A 24,652-nucleotide genomic window follows, 5' to 3' on the forward strand; every position below is an offset into this window, starting at 1 on the left:
TACTGACTGCGTTACCAATCGATCAAAGCTCGCCTTGGCGGGCTTTTTTCGTGACAAACGCCAGATTATTTGCAGGCATTTCTTTGGTTTCAGTCACTTCCAAGCGGCATCTTTGGAATAGGGCCAGCATGTCCATGTCGTTTTTGTAACCTATTTCTGGATCTTGCTGAACAAGTGCTTCGTGAAACTGTATGTCCCCGTTACTTGTTAGGCGGCCCTCACGCATGAAAGGGCCGTAGACAACAAACTGCCCATCAATGTTCAAAGCTTGTGCTGCCTCAAATACGAGCGTTTTCACTTCCCACCAGCTGATTAAATGGAGAAGGTTAACCAAGACAATAAGATCTTGACCGCCAAAAGATTTGTGCCAATCCTTCGCTGTTGCGTCCAGATCAACGGCTAAGTTCACATTCGCCAAACCCTTGGTATAGGCGTCGATGCTAATACGGCGCTCGGGATCCACTTCGCTGGGTTGCCATACTAAATCAGGCAGGCGCTGGGCAAATGCCGCGGCATGTTGCCCGGTACCGCTTGCCAGTTCCAGCGCGTGACCCGAAGCAGGCGCGACGCGTTCAAGCAATTCGCAAAGTACTGCAGAATTACGACTGGCGGCTGGAGCAACAAGGCGTCCGCCGTCGGATTTGGACGCTACACTCGCGTTTGATGGAAGTGTTCGTTTCATGAATTCCGCAACCTGTCTGGTTTCAACGCGGTGATTTCAGTCGAGTTCATCTCTGGGCGGTTTCCGACGGTCAAATCCGCCACCAATTGCGAGGCGGCCGGGGAGGTTTGGAACCCGTATCCACCTTGACCAGCCGACCAAACAAAGCTTGGATCTGATGGGTCTGGCCCCAGAACCAGAGTGCCGTCAGGGGCGAAGCTTCGCAAGCCAGCCCAGTTTGTCTCGACCCTGGTGACTGGCTCGGTAACCATCGCTTCGTAGCGCGCCAAACCTTCTGCCAACACCATGTCATCCGCAAAAGCATCCTGAGGTGGTATTGGATCAGCCTCGGACGGAGAAACAAGCAGCTTACCGGCGTCGGGTTTGGCGTACCAACTTTCTCCGGTTCCGAACAGCATTGGCCATCCAGTAACATCATACCCGCCCGGCGCGGGTAACCGTGCCATCGATCTGCGCAGCGGGTTAATACCGATTCGGGTGATACCAGCCAACACGGCGATTTCATCCACCCAAGCTCCAGCGGCGTTTACAAGCACGCGTGCTTCAAACTGGTCACCTGCCTCGACAATCCAATGACCTGCTTTGCGAACCCCTGTCACTTTGCGGCTGGTTAAAATCGACCCATTATTGGCACGAATAGTTCTGGCAAAGTCCTGAAGCAGGCGGTCGGTATCGATGTCAAAAGCGTTCGTGCTTATGGCGGCAAACGCCACTGCGTTCGGGTCGATGATTGGTACTTTCGCGTTCGCCTCAGAAACTGAGATGGTCTGCATGCCCAGGGCTTGCCTATCCAGCAGAAATTGATCCTCTTGATCCGATCCACCCAACAGCATCAGGCCACGCGGCGTCAGATAACCGCCATTTTCTGACTCAAGAAAACGCGCTCCGGCCATGTTCAAAGCCACCACAGAGGGCGGCCCATAGTTTTGTTCGAACATAGCGGCAGATCGCCCTGAAGCGTGATAGCCAAGTGCATCTTCCGCTTCGAGAACCGCCACAGCCCCATGCTCGGATAATCGCGCACCCGCGCTCAAGCCAGCTATCCCTCCGCCAATAACCAGAAAGTCAATCATGTTCAGGGGTTCCGTTAGAGCTTCTTATTAGCAGACGCTATTTGAGCATTATTTATTTGGGAAATCCATCTACCAGACCTAACGATACGCAGAATTAAAGCGGCCTTGAATTTGCAATTCAACCCACCCAAGCACTACAAAATTGAAGGACGAATATTAAGGGTGAGCTCTGCGGATTCGGTCCCGATTGCCAAACAATCAATCACCCTGCCTGACCCAAAAACGAGCAGAATTTGTATTTGTTTGACTTTCGTGGCGGTACTCACAAGCACCGTTATCACTCTGAGTTAGGGCAGGAGCTTCTGTCTGCATTTGTCGTATCCAAGCGGAGATTGCGATGGCCGCAAAAAAGCCCGCATAGAAAATGCGGGCTTTTTCTTTAGGTTAACGTACCGGGTTTATTGAGGGATTTCACCTTCGAGGCCTTCGACGTAGAAGTTCATCCCGGCAAGAGTGCCATCATCAGCTGTTTCGCCGTCAGCCAGCCAATCGCTCCCGTCCTGCTTTTTCAGCGGGCCAGTGAATGGGTGATAGCTGCCATCTGCAATCGCGTCCTTCATCGCAAGGGCTTCTTCCTTTACGTCGGCCGGAACAGCGTCAGAAATCTCGCCGATCTCGACCATGCCTGGTCCGATACCGTCCCAGGTGTTCGTAGTGGACCAGGACCCATCCATTACAGCCTGAGTGCGCGCGATATAATATGGCGCCCAGTTGTCGATGATCGAGGAAACGCGCGGCATAGGCGCGTATTCACTCATATCCGAAGCCTGTCCAAACGTGATTACGTTGCCCGCCTCTTGCGCTGCTGCCTGCGGCGCGGTCGAGTCAGTATGTTGCAGGATCACGTCCGCGCCTTGTTCAATAAGAACAGTGGCAGCATCCGCCTCTTTCGCCGGGTCGAACCAAGTGTAAGCCCAAACGATTTTGAATTCGACGTCCGGATTAACTTTCTTGGCGTGAATATAGGCAGAGTTGATGCCGCGGATCACTTCGGGGATCGGGTACGAGCCGATGTAACCAATGATGTTCGACTCGGTCATCTTTCCGGCGATGTGACCCTGTACTGCGCGACCCTCATAGAACCGGGCTGAATAGACTGATACGTTGTCTGCAGTTTTGTATCCAGTTGCGTGTTCGAATTTCACGTCCGGGAATTTCTTGGCCACGTTAATGGTCGGGTCCATGTAGCCAAACGAGGTCGTAAATATCAAATCCGCGCCTTCCAGTGCCATCTGCGTCATTACGCGCTCGGCATCCGGCCCTTCCGGAACGGACTCAACGAAAACAGTTTCGACTTTGTCGCCAAAGTGCTGTTCGACCGCTTGGCGGCCCTTATCATGTTCATATGTCCAACCGCCGTCTCCGACAGGTCCGACATAGACAAAACCAACCTTGGTTTTGTCTTGTGCAAAGGCGCTGGTCGCAAGACCCAGCGCAATGGCTGCGCTCGCCAAAAGTGAAGTGAATTTCATATGGTTACTCCCCAAGTTGATTCAGTTGGCCCCTAGTGTGAGGCATGGAAGGTTCGGCCCAGTGAAGCTGGTGCGCTGCTCTTGTCGGCCGAAAGGATTACAAGCACAAGGATTGTGATGATATAGGGCGACATTGCCAGATACTCGACAGGTATGGCAACGCCCGCTGCCTGCAAATTTAGCTGCAATACGGTGATACCGCCGAACAAATAGGCACCCAGCAACGCGCGCCACGGTTTCCAGCTGGCGAATACTACGAGGGCTAGCGCAATCCATCCGACACCCGCAGTCATTCCTTCGGTCCATTGCGGAACCCGGATCAGACTGATGTAAGCGCCACCCAAACCTGCGCAAGCACCGCCGAACATTATAGCCAAAATGCGGATCTTGATAACTTTATAGCCCAGTGCATGCGCCGCATCATGGTTTTCACCAACAGCACGCAAGACCAGTCCGACGCGAGTGTATTTCAGCGTAGCCCACACTGCGGCTGTTAAGGCTATGCCGACATACAGGATGGGATCATGCTGGAACAATATCGGACCGATTACAGGAATATCGCTAATAACTGGAATGTGGATTTCGCTCATGTCGGGCGGCTTAACACCAACATAACTCTGCCCCATAAGCGCGCTGAAGCCCAGCCCGAAAAGGGTTAACGCCAGACCGCTTGCAACCTGGTTAGCCAATGCAATCTGCGTCAGAAGAACAAACAAGAGTGAAAGCAGTGCACCACCGATAGCTGCCGCAATGAAACCCAGCCATGGCGAACCGGATTCGACCGAGATAGCAAAACCACTGATCGCGCCAACGATCATCATGCCCTCCACGCCCAGGTTCAACACGCCAGCCTTTTCAACGACAAGCTCTCCTATCGCGGCAAGCAGCAATGGGGTCGCCGCGACCATCAGCGAGGCAACCAGAAGAACGGGATTTATTTCTCCAAGGTCCATGGTTTACGCCACCTCGCTGCGGGCCGCACGGATGCGGTAGTTGGTCAAAAGATCGAAGGCCAACAAGAAGAAAAGCAGCATCCCCTGAAATACTTGAATTGCTGCGGCGGGGAGGCCGAGTTGAGACTGGGCGATTTCACCACCAATATAGGTTAATGCCATCAAGAACCCGGCCAGCATTATCCCCAGTGGATGCAGGCGGCCCAAAAAGGCGACGATGATCGCGGTAAAGCCATATCCGACGTTAAAGTCTATACTGACCACGCCTGATGGGCCGGAAACTTCGAACATCCCCGCAAGCCCGGCAAGAACTCCTGAAGTTCCCAGGCAGAAAAGGATCAGACGGGCGGGGTTCACACCCGCAAAACGGGCCGCGCGGGGGGCTTCTCCGGTCAGTCGGATATGAAAGCCAAGTAGATGCCTGTTAAGCAAAACATAAGCGAATATCACGGCGACAAAGGCGGCTACTACACCCCAGTGCATACCTGAACCTGTGATCAATTCCGAGTTGTAGGCGCTGGGATAGGATTGAAGGTTGCGGGAACCGGGAAAACCGAACCCCTCAGGGTTCTTCAACAGGCCCAGAGATACAGATGCCAGAATTTGTTCTGCAACATAGACTAGCATAAGTGAGACCAGAATTTCGTTGGTTCCAAAACGCACTTTCAAAATGGCTGGGATCATTGCCCAAACCCAACCGCCCAAGGCCCCTGCAAAGACCATAACCGGAAAGATGTACCACGCTTCCAGTGGGTAAAACGCCAATCCTGCGGCTGCGCCAAAGATTGCGCCCATGATGTATTGGCCTTCGGCGCCGATGTTCCAGATACCAGCACGAAAGCCCAGCGACAAACCAATGGCAATCAGGACCAGTGGTGCGCCCTTTACCAAAAGTTGCGGGCGGTAATAAAACGCAAACTCGCCGAAAAGAGGTTCCCAAAAAATGGTTCCGATAGCCTCAACGGGATTCTTGCCCAGAACCGCGAACAGAACACCGCCAAACACCATCGTAGCCAGAACTGCGACCAGGGGGGTAGCAAAAGACCACGCCCTGGATGGCTGTGGCCGTTTCTCCAAAACAATCAAAGATATACCCCCCAATAGTCCTTCTTATTTTGCAAATGTCCCATCCGCAGGCGGACCGATACTTCATACATGGGCCACCTCCATTCCATGAGCACCACCCATCATCAATCCAATCTCGTCCACTGTCAGACCTGTAGTGGGGCGCGGGGCGCTAAGCCGTCCTTCGTTTAGTGCAGCAAAGCTGTCGGCGATTTCCATCAACTCGTCCAAATCCTGGCTTATGCAAATCACTGCGGTGCCTTTGGCGGCCAGATCAAGAATTGCCTGTCTGATGGCTGCGGCAGCCGCCGCGTCCACTCCCCAGGTCGGCTGGTTCACGACCAGTACGTCAGGATCCTGCAGGACCTCGCGGCCTATAACGAATTTCTGCAGGTTCCCGCCAGAAAGCGACCGGGCGGCGTTCTCAGGTCCGGGAGTACGAACGTCAAAGGCTTGGATTATTTTCTCGGCAAAGCCCTTGGTCTCAGTCCACTTCAGAAACCCATTGTTTTCTAGCTTCTCGCGCACGGATCCGGTCAATAGTGCGTTTTCGATCAGGCTCATATCTGGCGCGGCCGCGTGGCCCAATCTTTCCTCGGGTGCAGTCAAAACCCCAAGTTTGCGCCGCGCTGTTGGCCCCAGTTTGCCAATCGCCTGTCCGTTAAATTTGATCGCGTCAGAGGTTGTCAGGATTTCGCCGGACAAAACGCCCAGCAACTCGTCCTGACCATTGCCGGCAACACCGCCGATCCCCAAAATCTCGCCCTTGCGAACCGTCATATGGACGTTTTGTAGCGCCGTTCCGAAATCTGAAGGCGAAGGAACCGATAGTCCGCTTACATCCAGTGCGACCTCACCGAAATCACGCCCTGCTCGTTGGGGCGTTTGCAACGTCGCGCCAACCATCATTTCGGCCATTTCCCTGGCAGAAGTTTCAGCAGGCACACATTCACCGACATTTTTGCCCAGACGAAGGATCGTGGCATTGTCACAAAGCGCGCGAATTTCCTCGAGTTTGTGCGAGATGTACAGGATCGAGGTGCCTTCCGATCGAAGTTTCTTCAGCGTTTCGAACAAGATTTCGACCTCTTGTGGCGTCAAAACCGAGGTCGGTTCATCCATTATCAGCAACTTGGGATCCTGCAGTAGGCAGCGGATGATCTCGACCCTTTGCCGTTCACCTGCTGAAAGGTCGCCAACCGTTCTGTAAGGATCCAACGGCAAGCCATAGGTCTCGGACACGCCCCGAATACGTGATGCCAGATCACTCATTGCCGGAGGGTTTTCCATGCCCAACGCAATATTTTCTGCCACGTTCAGCGCGTCAAACAACGAGAAATGCTGGAACACCATCGCAATGCCGTCAGCGCGCGCAGCACGAGGTTCTTGTGGCATAAAGGGTTGTCCGCGCAGCATCATTTTGCCGGAGTCCGGCTTAACCAACCCATAGATCATCTTAACCAAAGTTGATTTGCCGGCACCATTTTCACCCAGAAGGGCATGAACCTCGCCCTCATCGATATTAAATGTCACATGATCATTGGCCACGACTCCAGGATAGGCTTTGGTCAAATCCTGCAGGCTAAGTAATGGCATGGTCATGCTCTCAGGTCCTCTTTCAATGCGCTTTGCCGAGCCGGACGCAGCAGATCGGCTGCTACACCAATGGCGATCATCTGAGGGTGCTTACCCAATGACGGATCACCAATTGGGCAGGTGATCCGGCTGATCCGCTCAGGAGGGTGTCCCAGCGCCGCCAACCGCGAACGGAATCGCGCCCATTTCGTAGCTGAGCCGATCAGGCCAGCAAAGCAAAAACCACTGAGTAACAGCTGATTGCACAACTCGAAATCCAAGTTATGTGAATATGTCAGCACCAAATGCTCGGCATCGCGCGGAGCGTGACGCACCAAATTCACTGGTTTCGATGCGGTCACGGCTGTGACTTTCTCGGGCACATTTTCGGGAAAGCGCTCCACGTTTGTGTCTACCCAGGTAATTGCGATTTCGGGAATGGGCGACAAGACATCAACAAGAGCACGCCCCACATGCCCTGCGCCCCAAATCCAGATATTGCGGGTGGGATTGTGCACCGGTTCGATCATCCAGCCATCGACGAGTTGCGGTTCTGGCGTTACGCCTTGACCTCGTGCCGTGGCCATTAACCGCTTCACAGACATAGGCATTCCATCGCTCTTGGTGGACCGGGCGATAATATTGTCTTCAAGTGTCCGAAGCGTGGCTAAGTCGTATACTTCGCTAAGTAGCGTCACAGCGCCACCGCAGCATTGGCCAAGATCAGGTCCGAGCGCGTGTTGCGTTAGGCGGGAAGGAACGGTTTGCAATCTGGCCGACTGCGCCGCCTGAAACTCCAGTGTTCCGCCTCCGATTGTGCCGGATTGTCCGTCGTCCCATACGAGCATCGCTGTGCCGACGTCACGTGGCGAGGATCCTTTGATTGCAGCGATAACAACACGGACCACTTTTCCGTGTGCTTGTACTGCCTGTTCAAGAGCTTGCAGATCAAATCCCATCTGGGTTGCCCCTTGTACATTTGATGCCGCGCCAGATTTCTTCGGCCGTAGCAGGGGCATTTAATGCAGGATATTTATCCCCACAGGCTCCAACTGCATTCGACAGCGCAAGCCACGCGGATATTCCCAACATAAAGGGTGGTTCGCCTACTGCTTTTGAGCGATAAATCGTTTCCTCGCGGTTTTTGCTGTTCCAAAGGGCCACATTGAATATGTCAGGCCGATCAGAACAGGCGGGGATCTTATACGTTGACGGTGCGTGAGTGCGCAAGTTGCCCCTGTCATCCCAGACCAGTTCCTCGGTCGTCAACCACCCTGCGCCCTGAACATAACCGCCTTCAACTTGCCCGATATCAATCGCCGGGTTCAGCGATGCGCCAGCATCATGCAAGATGTCGGTGCGCAATATGCGGTTTTCTCCGGTCAATGTGTCAATTGCCACTTCGGTGACGGCTGCTCCGTAAGCAAAGTAGTAAAACGGTCGGCCCTGGCCCTTGATCCGATCCCATTCAATCTTGGGCGTTTTATAGTACCCCGTTGCCGAAAGACTAACGCGCCCCTGATAAACCATCGCCGCAGCTTCGGCGAAACTGTAACGGTTCTTACCAATCTCTACGTGACCATCTGCAAATATGACACTTGTCGGATCGGCCTGATGGCGCTCGGCTAAATAAATCGCCATACGATCGCGGATTGTATCGCACGCCGCCTTCACCGCCATTCCATTCAGGTCGCTGCCCGAGGATGCAGCGGTCGCCGATGTGTTCGGCACTTTCGCCGTGTCGGTAGCCGTAATCTTCACCATTTCCAGTGGGATTCCAAAGCGTGAGGCCGCAACCTGCGCCACTTTTTGAAACAAGCCCTGACCCATTTCGGTACCGCCGTGGTTCAGGTGAACCGAGCCGTCCTGATATACATGTACCAGCGCACCCGCCTGGTTAAGGTGAGTCAGCGTAAAAGAAATCCCAAATTTGACTGGTGAAAAGGCGATACCCTTTTTGATCATGTTGTTTTCGGCATTCCATTTCGCTATGGCGGCTTTGCGGGCGAAATAGCCGCTGGACTTCAACAGAGCATCAGTCATCTCGTGCAAAACAAAGTCACTGACTTCCATGCCATAAGGCGTGGTGTTCCCGCCCGAGGGTAAAGGTCTCGTAGGGTTTGCACCGGTTTCAACTGCACCTCGACTCGTAAGATCCTCGTGCGGGTCCGGATGGTTCAGAGGTTCTTCGTCAGGTTCGCGATCTTCGGTCCTGTGCGAAGGCTCGTAGTAGTTCCGACGGCGCAGTTCCACCGGGTCGATCCCTAACTCATGTGCGGCATGGTCCATTACTCTTTCAATCCCAACCATACCTTGCGGACCACCGAACCCGCGAAAGGCAGTCGCGGACTGTGTGTTGGTTTTCAACCGATGGCTTTCGATCCGTGCGTGGGGCAACAGATAAGCATTGTCTGAATGAAGCATTGCACGGTCCGCGACAGGCAGGGACAGATCTTGTGCCCAACCGCACATCGCGTAATGCAGGAATAAGACGCCCAGAATGTGTCCATCCTTATCAAATCCAGCACGATAAGAAATGCGAAAAGCGTGGCGTTTGCCGGTGATGATCATGTCATCATCGCGGTCATATCGCATCTTGCAGGCCTTGCCGGTCGCCTTGGCCGCCACGGCGCATGCTACGGCCAAGGCGTTTCCCTGACTTTCCTTTCCTCCGAACCCTCCGCCCATGCGGCGGGTTTCTACGCGGACGGCATTCATCGGGACGCCCAGAGCATCTGCGACCTTATGCTGGATTTCTGTGGGGTGCTGGGTTGAGGAATGCACCAGCATGTCGCCTTCGTTGGGTAAGGCCAACGCGGCCTGACCTTCCAGATAGAAATGCTCCTGACCGCCAATTTCGAAAGTGTCTTCTACCAAACAGTGTGCATTTGCGATTGCTGTTTCCGCATCACCCTTAGCATAAATGCGCGGACCTTCTTCAAACCGGCTGTCGGCCGCCAAGGCCTCTTCTACAGTAAGGATCGGCGTTTCCTCAGTGTAGTGAACATTGCCCAAACGCGCGGCCTTGCGCGCCGCTTGATGGCTAGATGCGATTACAAGAAAAATCGGCTGTCCGATGTAGTTGATCACACCGTCCGACAGCAGCGGCTCATCATGGATTGATGGTGAGACATCGTTGGCAAATGGCAAGTCGCCGGCAGCCAACACCATGACCACCCCATCGGCTGCCTTCACGTCAGTTAGATCCATAGATGTGATCCTGCCCTTTGGAATCGAGCTAAGACCAAAGGCCAAATGCAACGTCCCCTTAGGTGTTGGAATATCGTCCACATACCGGGCGGTACCAGTAACATGCAGAGGTGCGGCGTCATGAGGCATAGGGCTTGCGACACTCATGCTGAAACCTCCAACACGTTGGTCAATTCGCCATGATCTTCTCGAAAATACCTTTCCAGCATCGCTTTGGCCGAGCCCAGTCGGTAAGACGCCGAGGCCCGCATGTCGGTCATTGGCGTGAAATCTTTGTCGAAAGCAAGCTTTGCTTTCTCGATCGTTTTCTGTGACCATGGTTGGTCAACCAATTCTGCTTCGACCGTTCCCGCTCGTTTCGGAATGCCCGCCATACCACCGAATGCTATGCGTGCTTGCGTGACCGTTCCATTTTCAACAACGACGTTGAAACACCCGCAAACAGCAGAAATATCCTGATCAAACCGCTTGCTGAGTTTGTAGCATTTCAATCGGTCCGCCTGACGTGGAAAGCTGACAGCTTCAACAAATTCACCAAGTGCGCGATCCTGTTTGCCGTAGTCGATAAAGAAATCCTCCAGCACAACAGAGCGGCGTGTATTGCCTTTCCGCAAGTGTAGTGTTGCGCCAAGCGCAATTAGTGCGGGCGGATTGTCCCCGATGGGTGAGCCGTTGGCGATATTGCCGCCGATCGTTGCTGCGTGTCGAACCTGAACGCTGGCGTAGCGGCGGATCATCTCGGCATAGGACGGGTGGAGCTCGGCCAACGCTTCGCCCATTCGGTTCATGTCGACCATCGCGCCGAAGCGTACCTCATCATCTGTGACGAGAATCTCTTTCAGGTCATCGCAACGGTTCAGAAATATCACTGGGTCCAATTCACGTAGCTGTTTAGTTACCCAAAGACCAACGTCTGTTGCACCTGCAATCAGTGTGGCACCAGGGTGCCTTTCGTAAATTGTGGCTAATTCATCCGATGACTCAGGTAAATTTGGTGACGCCGCCTCTGTTGCAATCGGTGCATCCCTTACCCAGACAGGAACCGGTTGATCTTCGACGGACTCTGCCGCACGAACGATAGGGGCGTATCCGGTACACCTGCATAAGTTGCCGGCAAGCTGCGTGTCGTGATCAGTTGCGCCATTGGCATGGCTTGCCACCATCGACATCACGAAGCCAGGCGTACAGAAACCGCATTGCGAACCGTGAAAGTCAACCATCGCCTGCTGTGCCGGATGCATCTCGCCATTTGGTCCGGTCGCGCCTTCGACCGTACGTACCGCTTTGCCATGCAGTTGCGGCAAGAACAGGATACAGGAATTCAACGCCCTGGCGCCGTCCTCGTCAGTAACCATAACGGTACATGCGCCGCAGTCGCCTTCGTTGCAGCCTTCTTTTGTTCCGGTAAGGCCGCAATCGTCACGCAGCCAGTCCAACAAGGTCGCGGTCGGATCAACGTCCTTCAACGCCACTGTCTCCCCGTTTAGAAGAAACGTGATATTCATACGTGAAACCTGTCGCCTTACCCAGTTGCGCCCATTGGTGCCCTCCTTCGATGCGACGTAGAAAGAGCGGCGGGCGTATAGTATGCTGTCAGATGTTAGAAACAGCACCTATTAGCTTGCAAGAAAAACTGCCTAATATGTGTACCATTGTGCGCAGCAAAAAATTTGATCGGCGAGCGAAACTCATTTAAATGTCTAAAAATAAACAATTTTTCTAGGATCACTGATTGATTATCGAAACACCTTCTGAAAAAGCCGAAGAATTGTCGACGCATTATTAGGCATTCAAATGCCTCTGTTCTCGCTTTTGCCCAAGGCTCGGCTGCGATAGCTTGGCAGTCATGAGCAGCAATCCCCGATTCATTCATCTTCGAGTACATACCGAATATTCCCTGCTTGAAGGTGCCGTTCGCCTGAAAAAACTGCCGGCCCTTTGCGAGCAGATGGACATGCCAGCCGTCGCAGTGACGGACACCAACAGCATGTTTTCAGCACTGGAATTTTCGGTCACCGCCAGCGGTGCAGGCGTGCAGCCCATCATGGGATGCCAGGTTGACTTGGAATACGTTAAGGCTCAGCCGGGAGAAAAGCCAAAGGGACCAGCGCCGTTAATTTTGTTGGCGCAATCAGAGGCCGGGTATGAAAACCTGATGAAGCTCAGCTCATGTCTTTATGTCGACAAGGGCGGGCAACTACCGCAGGTGACCATAGATGAACTTGCCGCGCATTCGGCAGGTTTGATTTGTTTGTCAGGTGGACCCGACGGCCCGGTTGGGAAGCTGTTGCAACAAGGTCAACGTGCTGTAGCAGAGGTTTTGATCGACCGGCTGGCGACAATGTTTCCCGACCGTCTGTATATCGAACTTCAGCGCCATCCGGGAGAAGGTGGACAACCCGAAGCAGAACGCCTGACCGAGCGCGGCCATGTCGAGATGGCGTATGCCAAAAACCTGCCGCTTGTCGCCACTAACGACGTTTATTTTCCGACTTCGGATATGTACGAGGCGCATGACGCGCTAATCTGCATCGCCGAAGGCGCTTATGTCGATCAGCAGGATGGCCGTCGTCGCCTTACTGCACAACATTATTTCAAGTCCCAGCAAGAGATGGTGACTCTGTTCGCAGATTTGCCAGAAGCCATTGAAAACACGGTTGAGATTGCAAAACGGTGCGCTTTCATGGCATATCGCCGCGACCCGATCCTGCCGAAATTCGCAGATGACGAAGTGTCAGAGCTGCACCGGATTGCCAATGAGGGCTTGCAAAAACGGCTGGCCGTGATTCCGCATGCCGTGACTCCCGAAGAATACCAAGAGCGGCTGGATTTCGAACTGGGCATCATCGAAGGCATGGGATTCCCGGGTTATTTTCTGATTGTTGCGGACTTCATCCAATGGGCCAAGGATCAGGACATTCCGGTAGGGCCGGGACGGGGCTCAGGCGCGGGTTCTTTAGTTGCTTATGCGCTGACCATTACGGACTTGGATCCGCTACGGTATTCTCTGCTGTTCGAACGGTTTCTGAACCCTGAACGGGTTTCGATGCCCGACTTCGATATCGATTTTTGTATGGACCGGCGCGAAGAGGTGATCCGGTACGTGCAAGAGAAATATGGACGCGACAAAGTCGGACAGATCATCACATTTGGTGCGTTGCTATCCAAGGCCGCGGTGCGTGACATCGGCCGAGTCCTGCAGATGCCATATGGCCAGGTGGACCGATTATCAAAAATGATCCCGGTTGAAGGCGTTAAGCCAGTTTCCATCGAAAAGGCATTGAAAGATGAGCCGCGCCTTCGCGAAGAGGCGCGAAGTGAGGAGGTCGTAGAGCGACTGCTCAACTATGGCCAGCAGGTCGAGGGGCTGTTGCGGAATGCTTCGACGCACGCCGCAGGTGTTGTGATCGGAGACCGTCCATTGGACGCTCTGGTCCCGCTTTATCAAGATCCAAGGTCGGATATGCCAGCAACTCAATTCAACATGAAATGGGTTGAACAAGCCGGGCTGGTAAAGTTCGACTTTCTCGGGCTGAAGACCCTGACAGTGATCCAGAATGCGATGGAGCTGATATTCAAATCCGGGCGGGACCTTCATATAGCTGCAGACGGTACTCGACTGTATGAACCAGCCGAAGGCGCAGAGAACCAGATCAACGCTATTCCACTGGATGACGAGGCCACTTACAAGCTGTACTCAGCGGCCAGGACGGTTGCGGTTTTCCAGGTGGAATCTACCGGAATGATGGATGCGCTAAAGCGCATGAAACCCACTTGCATCGAGGATATTGTTGCCCTTGTGGCGCTCTACCGACCCGGCCCGATGGAGAACATTCCGACTTATTGTGAGGTTAAGAACGGGCTCCGTCCGATCGAATCCGTGCATCCTTTGATCGATAACATACTCGAGGAAACGCAAGGCATCATTGTTTATCAGGAGCAGGTGATGCAGATCGCGCAGGTTATGGCCGGGTACTCGTTAGGAGGGGCAGACCTGTTGCGAAGGGCAATGGGCAAGAAGATAAAAGAGGCGATGGACGCCGAGCGTCCGAAATTCGAAAAGGGCGCGGGCGAAAATGGCGTGGACGCCAAAAAGGCCAGCGAAGTCTTCGATTTGCTCGAGAAATTCGCGAACTACGGTTTCAACAAATCCCACGCTGCCGCCTACGCTGTGGTCAGCTATCAAACCGGCTGGTTAAAGGCGAACCACCCAGTCGAGTTCATGGCGGGCGTTATGAACTGCGATATCCACCTGACGGACAAACTGGCGGTTTATTTCGAAGAAGTTCGCAAGGGGCTGGACCTGCCTTACGTGCCTCCATGCGTAAACCGCTCGCAATCTACTTTTGACGTCGCGAATGGTCACTTGGTTTATGCGCTGGGCGCACTCAAAAACGTGGGTGTAGAGGCGATGAACCTAGTCACTGATGGAAGAGGAGATAAACCATTTGTAAACCTTTTCGATTTCGCTCGACGCGTCGACCTTAAGAAAGTTGGCAAGCGCCCACTGGAGATGCTGGCCCGAGCGGGTGCATTTGACGAGCTGGACAAAAACCGCCGTCGGGTGTTCGAAAGCATTGATCAGCTGGCACAATATTCTGCGGCGATACATGACCAGAAACACTCAAACCAAGTTTCGTTGTTTGGCGAAGCTGGAGATGATTTGCCTGAACCGCGTCTGTCTCTCAGTCCGGACTGGTTGCCGGGTGAACGTCTGAGTGAGGAATTTAAAGCCATCGGGTTCTACCTCTCTGGTCATCCGTTGGATGACTATATGCCGGCTTTGAAGCGAAAGCAGGTGCTGACCCTGGATGAGGTAACCGAAAGGGCGCGGTCTGGACCCTTGATCGCCAAGATGGCAGGGGTGGTAGCTGGGCGGCAGGAAAGGAAATCCGCGCGTGGCAACAGGTTTGCTTTTGCGCAACTCTCTGACCCTTCCGGAGCCTACGAGGTTACCTTGTTTTCGGAAACGCTGGAGAAATCGCGCGAATTCTTGGAGACGGGCGCTCAGGTGGTGCTGACCGCCGAGGCAACAATGGAAGCTGACCAACTGAAACTTCTGGGTCGTTCCGTTGGGCCAGCAGACTCAGTCGTGGCAGATGCAGGATCGACCGGGTTGAGGATATTTGTTGACGAGGCGCAAGTTTTATCAACGGTTGCAAGGGTGCTCGAAGATGCCACCAGTGCCGCCAAAGGCGCGTCCAAAGGGCCGATTCAATTGTGCCTGATGGATCCAAGCCTGCCCGGGGACGTCGAAATGGAGTTGGGGCAGGATTTCCCAATCAATCCGCAGATTAAGGGCGCGATCAAATCCCTTGATGGCGTGATAACCGTTGAAGAGATCTGAGGCTTTGCTTTGTTGCCAGAAGGTTACCGCCCCGCTAGGCTTGGAGCGTCAAGATTTCTTGGGTTATGTCACGGGAGGACGTTTAAATGACGATTACAGCTCTCAAAATCGGCAAGTTTGCATTTGCTGCGACTGTGTTGCTGGGTTTGGCCACGGCTACGGCCGGACTGGCGGACGATAAAAAGAAAGAAAACACTGTCAAAGGCGCGTTGATCGGTGCTGGGGTCGGAGCTTTGGTAGGCGATGGCAAGGGGGCCGCCGCGGGTGCGGTGGTTGGCGCATTAATCGGTGCCAATGCCAAGTAGACGGAGGAATAGCGATGAATATGAAGTCCATTCAGTTAATTGCCACCGCTGCCCTGTTTGCCGGCTCAAACTTTGCCCTGGCTGATGAGGAAGCCGAACAAATGATGAAAGAGGCTCTGCCGGTCATGTACCACACCTGTGCCTCTGTCATTGAGGAGGCCGACGGGAACGATGAGTACGTTCTGGAAGTGGTAGGTAAGATGACAGCGCTGTCGTTGTACAATCGTCAAGTCAACATCGAGGATCACGCCAGTTCGGATGAAGAAAACGCCAAATTGCGCGAGGCATTTTTGGCTGCTTTGACAGAAGGATGTGCAGAGGACAAGGACGCTCTGCTTGGCGGGGTTGTTGACAACGCGGTAAAGACAACGCTGGGTTTGTGAAAAAACTATGCAGGCCGGATGCATCCACAAAACAGCGTGTTTATCGTGATGCCAATGCTTAAACAGAACATTATTTTGGAAATTTCGTTATGCCGAAAATTGCAGGTCGTTGTTTCTGTGGTTCACTGACCTGGCAGTCTGTTAACGAAATGCTTTGGAGTGCAATCTGCCATTGTGAAGATTGCCGCCGCGCCGCCTCTTCCGATTATGTAAGTTGGTTCGGTGTTCTGCGCTCGGGGCTGACGTGGTCAGGACCAAGGTCATTTTTCAAGTCTTCGCCTAAGGTGATGCGTAGTTTCTGCAGCGAATGTGGTGCGCCTGCGTCCTTTGAAACCGAAGTGTTTCCGGAGGAGGTTCATTTATATGCTGCAACACTTGAGGACACCAATCTGTACAAGCCGACTGCCCATATTTTCTGGTCAGAGCGCCTGCCCTGGGTACAGGTTTCCGATGATCTGCCCAAGCACGAAAAGGGGCTTCAGGACGCTGCGCAATCTGGAATAGAACTATTGAGGTAAAAACTTTAAATTTTTGGTATTGCCGTCAGTAATGAAAGGCCGAGGTTTTCTTTTTGGTTCTTTGGCTGCGGCCACCAACTCAATAATGTGGGGGACGTTCGTCTCCTAATACGACGCCTCCCGATCCCTCTTGCGCGCGTTCAGCCTCTCGCTGCATCAACATCTCGACCCGGCGGGTCAGGCGGTCGATCTCGTCCTGCTGGCGAGTAACAATCGTGTTCAGTTCTTCGACAGTGCGGGATAGATGGGCGATCTGTTCTTCCAGATGTTGCATTGCGGCTCCTGTTAGTGGCGCGGGTCATAGTTGCCCTACAAGCCCTTAACAACAGAAAGCAAGCACCATGCTTGCCCCGGCACAGGCCATGGGATAGACCGCGCGCGGAACACTACACGCCCGAGGACGCCCCACATGGCCAAGCCCAAGAAACAGCCCCGCCCAAAGGCGATCACGCCGAAAGGGTTCCGAGACTATTTCGGCGAGGAAGTAACGCAACGCACCGAGATGCTGCGGAATATTGCGGGTGTCTATCATCATTATGGTTTCGATGCGCTTGAAAGCAGCGCAGTCGAAACGGTTGAAGCGCTGGGCAAGTTCCTTCCGGATGTTGATCGTCCAAATGAGGGCGTGTTTGCTTGGCAGGAAGTGGATGAAAACGACAAGGGCGACTGGATGGCCCTTCGCTACGATCTGACCGCTCCCTTGGCGCGAGTGTATGCGCAGCACCGCAACGACCTGCCAACGCCTTATCGTCGTTACGCTATGGGGCCAGTCTGGCGAAATGAAAAACCGGGACCGGGACGGTATCGTCAGTTTTATCAATGTGATGCTGATACTGTCGGCACGGCATCAATGGCAGCAGATGCCGAGATCTGTGCGATGCTGTCGGACACTCTTGAGACAGTGGGCATTCCCCGTGGTGATTACCTTGTGCGAGTGAACAACCGAAAGGTTCTTAATGGCGTGCTTGAGGCGATGGGTCTTGGAGAAGATGTTTCTGCACGGAACGATGTCCTACGCACCATCGACAAGTTCGACAAGGTGGGCGAAAAAGGTGTTCGCGAGTTGTTGACAACGGGACGCCTGGACACCTCAGGCGCATTCATTGATGGCGTAGGCCTAAGCGAAGATCAAGCCGAGCCGGTCATCGGGTTTCTTACATCAAAGGCAGTTGATACAGCCCAAACTTTGACAAACCTTCGCGAGGCCGTCGGGGATAGCAAAATTGGTACAGATGGTATTCTTGAACTTGAGCAAATAGGCGCGCTACTGGAAGCAGGTGGATATAGCTCTGACCGGGTTGAAATTGACCCGTCTGTAGTCAGAGGTTTGGGTTACTACACCGGCCCGGTTTACGAAGCCGAGCTGACCTTCGAGATTTTTGACGAAAAAGGCCGCAAGCGGCAATTTGGCTCTGTCGCTGGTGGTGGTCGCTACGATGACTTGGTAAAGCGCTTTACCGGGCAAGAGGTTCCTGCAACTGGCATCTCCATCGGGGTGGATCGTCTGTTGGCGGCTTTACGCGAAAAAGGTCGTATCCATACTCAAGCCAAGGGCCCGGTAATAGTGACCGTCATGGATCGTGACCGAATGGCCGATTACCAGACAATGGTGGCTGAACTGCGCAACGCCGACATTCGAGCAGAAGTTTATCTGGGCAACCCAAAGAACTTTGGCAATCAACTGAAATATGCAGACAAGCGTAACTCACCTATCGCGGTGATCGAGGGTGGCGATGAAAAAGCGAAAGGTGTCGTGCAGATCAAAGATTTGATGCTTGGCGCCAAGATTGCAGAAAGCGCGACAGTGCAAGAATGGAAGGAACGCCCCAGCCAGTTCGAAGTGCCACGCGGCGATCTAATCGCCAAGGTGCGTGAAATTCTGGACAGTCAGGACTGATCTATGCCCAGCCGTTCCCAGATACTGACCCGCGCTGCGATGATGCGTGTCCGTTTTGAGGCCGCAGGCGCCCAGATCGTTGACCCGCCCTTGCTGCAACCGGCAGAAACCTTGCTTGATCTTTACGGCGAAGACATCCGTGCACGGGCCTATGTGACCTCGGACGCGTTGCGGGGCGAACAAATGCTACGCCCTGATTTCACCTTGCCTGTCGTGCAAATGCACATGGCCAATGGAGCCGAGCCAGCGCGCTACACTTACTCAGGCGAGGTTTTTCGACGTCAGGAGCACGACCCCGAACGATCCAATGAATATGTTCAGGTTGGGTACGAGGTATTTGACCGAGACAATCCAGCGGGCGCCGACGCAGAAGTTTTCTCACTTTTTGCGCTGCAACTTAGCGGTTTGCCGTTGCGGGCCGCAACTGGTGACATCGGTATCCTTACGGCTGCGGTTCAAGGTATGAAAACGACTGAACGGCGCAAGGCGGCGCTTATGCGGCATCTGTGGCGCCCTCGTCGGTTTCGGCTATTGATCGAACGGTTTGCTGGTCGAAAACCCGGACCCGAGGGTCGCGACGCTCTGTTGGACGCCAAAGGCCCGTTGGATATTGGCGTGCCAATGATTGGAAAACGACGCGCTTCGGAAATTGAAGCGAGGATTGACGCGCTTCGCGAAGACCGCGAAACGCCTCCGATCACCGACACAGAGTTGGCGGGGCTGGAGACACTTTTGAATGTACGTGAAACCATGCCCTTTGCACTGGAGCAGCTGCGGGATGTTGCCGTGGACTTACCCCAGATTGCCCCAGCTCTTGATCGGCTGGAGGATCGGGTAGCTGCCTTGCAGACGCGGGGTGTCGATGTCGAGCGGTTGGATTTTGAGGCCGCGTATGGCCGGACATCTATGGAGTATTATGACGGGTTCGTCTTTGGCTTCTATGCCGAGGGTCGCCCCGATCTGCCGCCTATTGCGACGGGTGGGCGTTATGATGCGCTGACGCGGCAGTTAGGAAACGGAGCTGAAATCCCGGCAGTTGGTGGCGTTCTGCGTCCAGATCTGATGCTGGAGATCGAGGAGGCTACGCAATGAGCCTGAAACTTGGCGTTCCCTCCAAAGGCAGGTTGATGGAAAAAACGTTTTCGTGGTTTGAAAAGCGCGGCATTACTTTGTCGCGAAGCGGCTCGGATCGGGAATATGCTGGTCGTGTTGAAGGGATCGAAGGTGTCTCGCTGATCCTGTTGTCCGCAGGTGAGATTCCCCGCGAATTGGCGGCGGGGCGAATTCATCTCGGTGTAACTGGGATCGACTTGGTGCAGGAAAAACTGCCGCGCTGGGAACAACAGGTTGAAGAAATTTCCCGACTTGGCTTTGGCAGGGCTGATTTGGTCATCGCCGCCCCTGCTTGTTGGGTCGACGTGGACACTTTGGATGATCTGGATGCTGTGGCTGCTGCGTTTCGCAAGACACATGGGCACCGATTGAGGATCGCTACTAAGTACCATCGGTTGGTTCGTGAATTTCTGACCGATGCGGGTGTAGCTGATTACGCTTTAGTCGACAGTCAAGGCGCGACTGAGGGCACCGTGGTGAATGAAACTGCCGAAGCGATAGCTGATATCACCTCGACTGGAGAGACTTTGCGGGCCAACCACTTGAAAATACTGTCGGATGGCCTTGTCCTTAAATCGCAAGCGACGTTGTGGCGCAGTCGCGAAGCGACGTACACACCGCAACAAAAGGCGTTTCTGTCGGAATTTTTGGATCGGCTGAAATCAGGTTAGAGAACACCGATCTCGGCAAGTGCGCGGTTCAAGTCATCCGGCAAGGTATCGTCTGTTGATCTGGACTTGGGAAGGTCGGCAGGCGTGTCTTCAGGTTTGAGGTAACGCCAGCCCTGAAACGGTCGCTTCAATGCGTTTTGAGTGCGGTGTATATTGGGGTCAAGAATGATCGCGCAACGGCGGATACCATCGTCGCCCCTGACCTCGTCCAAACGAAGTATGCGTTGACGGCACTGGACAGTGCCTTTGATCACCCAATAGATTGATCCGCCATTAAGAATCTCGGCTTCGCGCTTGGGCCACATGCGGGTTACGTGGCGCGGTAAACCGTCTGGGTAAAGAGGCTTACGGCTGTCCTGCCAAGCCATCAGCGTGTCAACACTCTCTGATCCGACAGATAGTTTTATGAGATTTACGTACTTATCCACAGCTTTCCCACAGAGTCGTCCCTAAGCCCATCTTCATATTGTAGCTTGATGAACGCTGTCATCAAGGTGTTGTGGTAAGGGTGCGATTTAGGGTATCCTGTATTTCTCTTTCAAGACAAGGAATCACCAATGAGCCGCTTTGCCGCCCCCATCGCCGAGCAGATCTGGGACATGAAATACCGTTTCAAGAAGGCGGATGGAACGCCCATTGATCTAACAGTCGAAGACAGTTGGCGGCGCATCGCTCGGGATTTGGCGCGAGTGGAAAAAGACCCGGAACATTGGGAAGAAAAATTCTATGAGGCGCTGGAAGATTTCAAATACCTGCCGGCCGGGCGCATCACTGCAGGTGCGGGTACCGCGCGTCAGGTGACTCTGTTCAACTGTTTCGTGATGGGCACAATTCCGGACAGCATGGGCGGAATTTTCGATATGTTGAAAGAGGCTGCTTTAACCATGCAACAGGGTGGCGGGATTGGATACGATTTTTCGACCATCCGCCCTCGGGGAGCAGATGTAAAAGGGGTCGCAGCGGATGCTTCGGGACCGCTGAGCTTTATGGACGTTTGGGACGCAATGTGCCGAACGATTATGTCCGCCGGATCGCGCCGTGGCGCGATGATGGCTACTATGCGTTGTGATCATCCGGACATCGAACATTTTATAACGGCCAAATCCGATCCGGCCCGTCTGCGCATGTTCAACATGTCGGTTCTGGTGACCGATCCGTTCATGGAGGCAGTCAAAGCAGACGGTCCTTGGGAACTGGTTTTTGATGGCAAAGTTTACCACACTGTTCAGGCGCGCGACTTATGGAACAAGATCATGCAGGCGACATATGACTATGCCGAGCCTGGAGTGATCTTCATCGACAGGATCAATCAAGCCAACAATCTGAATTATGTAGAGACCATTGCGGCAACCAATCCATGTGGCGAGCAGCCGTTGCCACCGTATGGTGCTTGCTTGCTTGGTTCGATCAATCTGGCACGGCTGGTAGCAGAACCATTCGAGGCCGCAGCGCATCTGGACGAAACCGCTCTGCAGCAATTGGTGGCCACAGCCGTACGCATGATGGATAATGTGGTGGATGCGTCCAAGTTCCCTTTGGTGGAACAAGAGGCGGAAGCGCAGGACAAACGCCGTATCGGTTTAGGCGTGACCGGTCTGGCTGATGCTTTGTTGATGTTGGGTCTGCGATATGGATCGGACGAAGCGGCGCATCAGACCGAGACATGGCTGCACGCAATCGCCCGCGCGGCGTATTTGGCGTCGGTGGAATTAGCCAAGGAAAAAGGGGCTTTCCCCTTATTCGATGCCGAGAAGTATCTGGCCAGTGGCACGATGCAGCAGATGGACGACGACGTGCGCGAAGCGATCCGTGAACACGGCATTCGTAACGCTCTGCTGACTTCGATTGCTCCGACTGGGACGATCTCGCTTTATGCAGGGAATGTTTCGTCGGGAATTGAGCCTGTCTTTGCGTATGCCTACACCCGCAAGGTATTGCAAAAGGATGGGTCGCGCACTGAAGAAGAAGTGGTGGACTACGCGGTGCAGATGTGGCGCGACAAGTTCGGAGATGTTGAGTTGCCGGACTATTTCGTCAATGCGCAAACACTGCCCCCAGCCGATCACGTCAAGATGCAAGCCGCTGCGCAAAAGTGGATCGACAGCTCGATTTCTAAGACGATCAACTGTCCCGAAGATATCAGTTTTGATGCCTTCAAAGATGTCTATATGCAGGCTTGGGACCAAGGTTGCAAAGGCTGCACGACATATCGTCCAAATGACGTGACCGGGTCTGTGCTGACCGTTTCAGAGAGCGAGGATAAAGTTCCCGGAGAAAGCGCCAATGCACCGCATGACGTAGATGGTGGCGAAGTTATCTACATGTCAGAGCCGCTGGACCGCCCTCAGTCGCTGGAGGGATCGACATACAAGTTAAAGTGGCCGGATAGTGAGCACGCGATCTATCTAACTATCAATGACATCGTGATTGGTGGCCGTCGACGCCCCTTCGAGGTGTTCATAAATTCAAAGAACATGGAACACTACGCGTGGACGCTGGCATTGACCCGAATGATTTCGGCTGTGTTTCGTCGGGGCGGAGACGTTTCGTTCGTGGTGGAAGAGTTGAAGGCAGTTTTCGACCCGCGTGGCGGTGCATGGGTACAAGGGAAATACATCCCCTCGATCTTGGCTGCGATTGGTGGCGTCATTGAACAACACATGATCAATATCGGCTTTCTGGAAGGCGAAGGAATGGGGTTAAAGGCCGATCCACAAGCCCAAGTCGTGAACATCGACGCCCCGCGCGGCAAAGCCTGCCCGTCCTGCGGTCAATATGACATGGTGATGATCGAAGGTTGTATGACGTGTCGCAGTTGCGGCCATTCCAAATGTGGTTGACACCCAAGATTTAGCAACCCGTATCAAGGCACCTATGTGCCTTGATTGACTCGAATGCAACACGTTCGTGAATGCTGTATTTTGTTCTCTTTTCTGCCAACGCCACCATTGATAGACAGAACACGTTACAGGTGGGATGTTCAAAAGTGCGGGCGGACAGATGAGAACCGGTCAAAGCGGTCGAGTAGCGGTATATTGGTCACAAACTGAACTGGATGGGCTAGAGGCTGCACCCTTGTCCCATTTATGCGTTGGGGTTGCATGGTCTTGGAGGGGTTTCATCGTCGACTACTTGTCAGAAGCTGATATGGGCCACCAGAGCCATCGATTTCACGAGACAAACATGTTGAATGTACAGGTTCCCGCGGCTACGCGGCCGGTGAATGCGACAAGGGTTTATGCAAGCCTCGAGCTCTTGAATGGCGCGCAAAGTTTTTCCGCGGATTTGATTTGGATGCATGGTGACGACAGGTTGGTATTAATGTTTGAAAACGGATGCCCACCGCGAGATGAGGAATTTTGGATAAGTTCGGTCACTCTGGCCGCCAAGCCTTCGGCGTACGAGCGAACTGACAATACTGTCGTTGCTTTTCCTGCGCCGGCCGTTGCTGTTCAGGCCGAGCCCGAGTATTTTGACCAACTGGCTGAGACGTTGGCCAAGTAACCTGACATTCCTCGTGTGCTGATTGGACGTAAATATTCTGTTCAGGCCCAATTTGCCGTGTTGACTCTAGCGATTGCACATATATAAGCGCGGCTTCATTGGTGTTGGTGGCCCCCGCAAGGGGATGCCTGTCATGGGAAATCCCAAGAGGACAACGCCCTTCATAGTGGCCAACACTGGCCTCGACTTTGCGAAGGAGATCAGCCGTGACCAAACGCACGTCTGCCAAGTACAAAATTGACCGCCGGATGGGTGAAAACATCTGGGGTCGTCCGAAATCCCCAATCAACCGCCGTGAGTATGGTCCGGGCCAGCACGGGCAGCGCCGCAAGGGTAAGCTGTCTGACTTTGGCCTGCAGCTTCGCGCAAAGCAAAAGCTGAAGGGTTACTACGGCGATCTGACCGAAAAACAATTCCGCCGTATCTATGCCGAAGCCGAGCGTGTAAAGGGCGATACTGGTGAAAACCTAATCGGCCTGCTGGAGCGCCGCCTAGACGCGGTCGTTTACCGCGCCAAGTTCGTACCGACAGTGTTTGCTGCACGTCAGTTCGTGAACCACGGTCATGTTAAAGTGAACGGTAAGCGGGTGAACATTCCCAGCTACCGCGTCAAAGAAGGTGACGTGATTGAGGTACGTGATCGTTCTAAGCAACTGGCAATCGTTTTAGAGGCCGCTGCACTGGCTGAGCGTGATGTGCCTGATTATATCGAGGCTGACCATTCGAAAATGACCGCGACTTTTGTGCGCACTCCCGGTTTCGGCGACGTTCCCTACCCGGTTATGATGGAGCCAAACCTCGTCGTTGAATTTTACGCCAAGAACTAATCTTCGCAAACCGATTGATTGCAAAGGCCGTGCATTTTGCGCGGCCTTTTTTCTTGC

At 53.8% G+C, this 24,652-nt stretch carries 21 protein-coding genes; 10 read left to right on the forward strand and 11 right to left on the reverse strand.

The annotated features are described in order from the left end of the window. Positions 1-22: 22 nt before the first annotated feature. From AC2FNV_RS16860 to xdhA, 9 genes are all read right to left on the reverse strand, one after another. Positions 23-682, reverse strand: coding sequence for a DUF938 domain-containing protein (locus AC2FNV_RS16860; protein WP_170607341.1), 660 nt, complete (start codon positions 680-682; stop codon positions 23-25). Further along, positions 679-1,755 (reverse strand): NAD(P)/FAD-dependent oxidoreductase, encoded by a 1,077-nt coding sequence (locus AC2FNV_RS16865; RefSeq protein ID WP_170607339.1) that lies wholly within the window; start codon positions 1,753-1,755, stop codon positions 679-681. Before AC2FNV_RS16865 ends, AC2FNV_RS16860 begins: the two co-directional genes overlap by 4 nt. A gap of 398 nt (positions 1,756-2,153) precedes the next feature. Beyond that, the gene (locus tag AC2FNV_RS16870) at positions 2,154-3,227 is read right to left on the reverse strand and encodes a BMP family ABC transporter substrate-binding protein (RefSeq protein WP_170610839.1); all 1,074 of its coding nucleotides are present in this window, start codon (positions 3,225-3,227) and stop codon (positions 2,154-2,156) included. A gap of 32 nt (positions 3,228-3,259) precedes the next feature. Then, complete coding sequence (locus tag AC2FNV_RS16875) at positions 3,260-4,180, reverse strand: ABC transporter permease (protein WP_170478277.1); 921 nt, start codon at positions 4,178-4,180, stop codon at positions 3,260-3,262. A gap of 3 nt (positions 4,181-4,183) precedes the next feature. Beyond that, positions 4,184-5,266, reverse strand: a complete 1,083-nt coding sequence (locus AC2FNV_RS16880; RefSeq protein WP_170478279.1) for an ABC transporter permease — start codon at positions 5,264-5,266, stop codon at positions 4,184-4,186. A gap of 63 nt (positions 5,267-5,329) precedes the next feature. Further along, on the reverse strand, positions 5,330-6,847 hold the full coding sequence (locus AC2FNV_RS16885; RefSeq protein WP_170607336.1) for an ABC transporter ATP-binding protein: 1,518 nt from the start codon (positions 6,845-6,847) through the stop codon (positions 5,330-5,332). Then, positions 6,844-7,779, reverse strand: coding sequence for a xanthine dehydrogenase accessory protein XdhC (gene xdhC / locus AC2FNV_RS16890; protein WP_170607334.1), 936 nt, complete (start codon positions 7,777-7,779; stop codon positions 6,844-6,846). The genes AC2FNV_RS16885 and xdhC overlap by 4 nt, the downstream gene beginning before the upstream one ends. Next, the gene (xdhB, locus tag AC2FNV_RS16895) at positions 7,769-10,177 is read right to left on the reverse strand and encodes a xanthine dehydrogenase molybdopterin binding subunit (RefSeq protein WP_170607332.1); all 2,409 of its coding nucleotides are present in this window, start codon (positions 10,175-10,177) and stop codon (positions 7,769-7,771) included. The genes xdhC and xdhB overlap by 11 nt, the downstream gene beginning before the upstream one ends. Next, positions 10,174-11,535 carry a xanthine dehydrogenase small subunit gene (xdhA, locus tag AC2FNV_RS16900; protein ID WP_170607358.1) on the reverse strand — a complete coding sequence of 454 codons (1,362 nt, stop codon included), beginning with the start codon at positions 11,533-11,535 and terminating at the stop codon, positions 10,174-10,176. Before xdhA ends, xdhB begins: the two co-directional genes overlap by 4 nt. A gap of 341 nt (positions 11,536-11,876) precedes the next feature. Here xdhA and dnaE point away from each other — a divergent pair, with 341 nt between their 5' ends. The 4 genes from dnaE (at position 11,877) to AC2FNV_RS16920 (ending at position 16,583) form a co-directional block, all read left to right on the forward strand. Then, the gene (gene dnaE / locus AC2FNV_RS16905; protein ID WP_170607330.1) at positions 11,877-15,377 is read left to right on the forward strand and encodes a DNA polymerase III subunit alpha; all 3,501 of its coding nucleotides are present in this window, start codon (positions 11,877-11,879) and stop codon (positions 15,375-15,377) included. An 86-nt stretch (positions 15,378-15,463) separates the two neighbouring features. Further along, the gene (locus tag AC2FNV_RS16910) at positions 15,464-15,682 is read left to right on the forward strand and encodes a YMGG-like glycine zipper-containing protein (protein ID WP_170607328.1); all 219 of its coding nucleotides are present in this window, start codon (positions 15,464-15,466) and stop codon (positions 15,680-15,682) included. Between the two features lie 14 nt (positions 15,683-15,696). Further along, positions 15,697-16,065, forward strand: coding sequence for a hypothetical protein (locus tag AC2FNV_RS16915; RefSeq protein ID WP_170607326.1), 369 nt, complete (start codon positions 15,697-15,699; stop codon positions 16,063-16,065). Positions 16,066-16,154: 89 nt separating this feature from the next. Next, positions 16,155-16,583 (forward strand): GFA family protein, encoded by a 429-nt coding sequence (locus AC2FNV_RS16920; protein WP_170607324.1) that lies wholly within the window; start codon positions 16,155-16,157, stop codon positions 16,581-16,583. Positions 16,584-16,662: 79 nt separating this feature from the next. Here AC2FNV_RS16920 and AC2FNV_RS16925 read toward each other — a convergent pair whose 3' ends face one another. Beyond that, positions 16,663-16,857, reverse strand: coding sequence for a SlyX family protein (locus AC2FNV_RS16925; RefSeq protein ID WP_170478299.1), 195 nt, complete (start codon positions 16,855-16,857; stop codon positions 16,663-16,665). 135 nt (positions 16,858-16,992) lie between these two features. Between AC2FNV_RS16925 and hisS the strand changes: the two genes are divergently transcribed. From hisS to hisG, 3 genes are read left to right on the forward strand one after another with little or no spacing between them, the layout of a single operon-like run. Continuing rightward, the gene (gene hisS, locus AC2FNV_RS16930; RefSeq protein ID WP_170607322.1) at positions 16,993-18,480 is read left to right on the forward strand and encodes a histidine--tRNA ligase; all 1,488 of its coding nucleotides are present in this window, start codon (positions 16,993-16,995) and stop codon (positions 18,478-18,480) included. A 3-nt stretch (positions 18,481-18,483) separates the two neighbouring features. Continuing rightward, complete coding sequence (locus AC2FNV_RS16935; protein WP_170607320.1) at positions 18,484-19,572, forward strand: ATP phosphoribosyltransferase regulatory subunit; 1,089 nt, start codon at positions 18,484-18,486, stop codon at positions 19,570-19,572. Next, a complete protein-coding gene (hisG, locus tag AC2FNV_RS16940) occupies positions 19,569-20,264 on the forward strand; it encodes an ATP phosphoribosyltransferase (RefSeq protein WP_170478306.1) in 696 nt (231 codons plus the stop codon). Before AC2FNV_RS16935 ends, hisG begins: the two co-directional genes overlap by 4 nt. Here the strand turns inward: hisG and AC2FNV_RS16945 are convergent. Further along, positions 20,261-20,692 carry a DUF1489 family protein gene (locus tag AC2FNV_RS16945; protein ID WP_170607318.1) on the reverse strand — a complete coding sequence of 144 codons (432 nt, stop codon included), beginning with the start codon at positions 20,690-20,692 and terminating at the stop codon, positions 20,261-20,263. The two genes, hisG and AC2FNV_RS16945, sit on opposite strands and share 4 nt — an antisense overlap. 129 nt (positions 20,693-20,821) lie before the next feature. Between AC2FNV_RS16945 and AC2FNV_RS16950 the strand changes: the two genes are divergently transcribed. The 3 genes from AC2FNV_RS16950 to rpsD all read left to right on the forward strand — a co-directional run bounded on the left by AC2FNV_RS16950 (position 20,822) and on the right by rpsD (position 24,595). After that, positions 20,822-23,104, forward strand: a complete 2,283-nt coding sequence (locus tag AC2FNV_RS16950; protein WP_170607316.1) for an adenosylcobalamin-dependent ribonucleoside-diphosphate reductase — start codon at positions 20,822-20,824, stop codon at positions 23,102-23,104. 160 nt (positions 23,105-23,264) lie between these two features. Further along, positions 23,265-23,768, forward strand: a complete 504-nt coding sequence (locus AC2FNV_RS16955; RefSeq protein ID WP_496773952.1) for a hypothetical protein — start codon at positions 23,265-23,267, stop codon at positions 23,766-23,768. Positions 23,769-23,974: 206 nt separating this feature from the next. Further along, positions 23,975-24,595 (forward strand): 30S ribosomal protein S4, encoded by a 621-nt coding sequence (rpsD, locus tag AC2FNV_RS16960; protein WP_170478325.1) that lies wholly within the window; start codon positions 23,975-23,977, stop codon positions 24,593-24,595. Positions 24,596-24,652 lie beyond the last annotated feature (57 nt).

The sequence above is a fragment of the Ruegeria sp. BHSA163 genome (assembly GCF_059613365.1).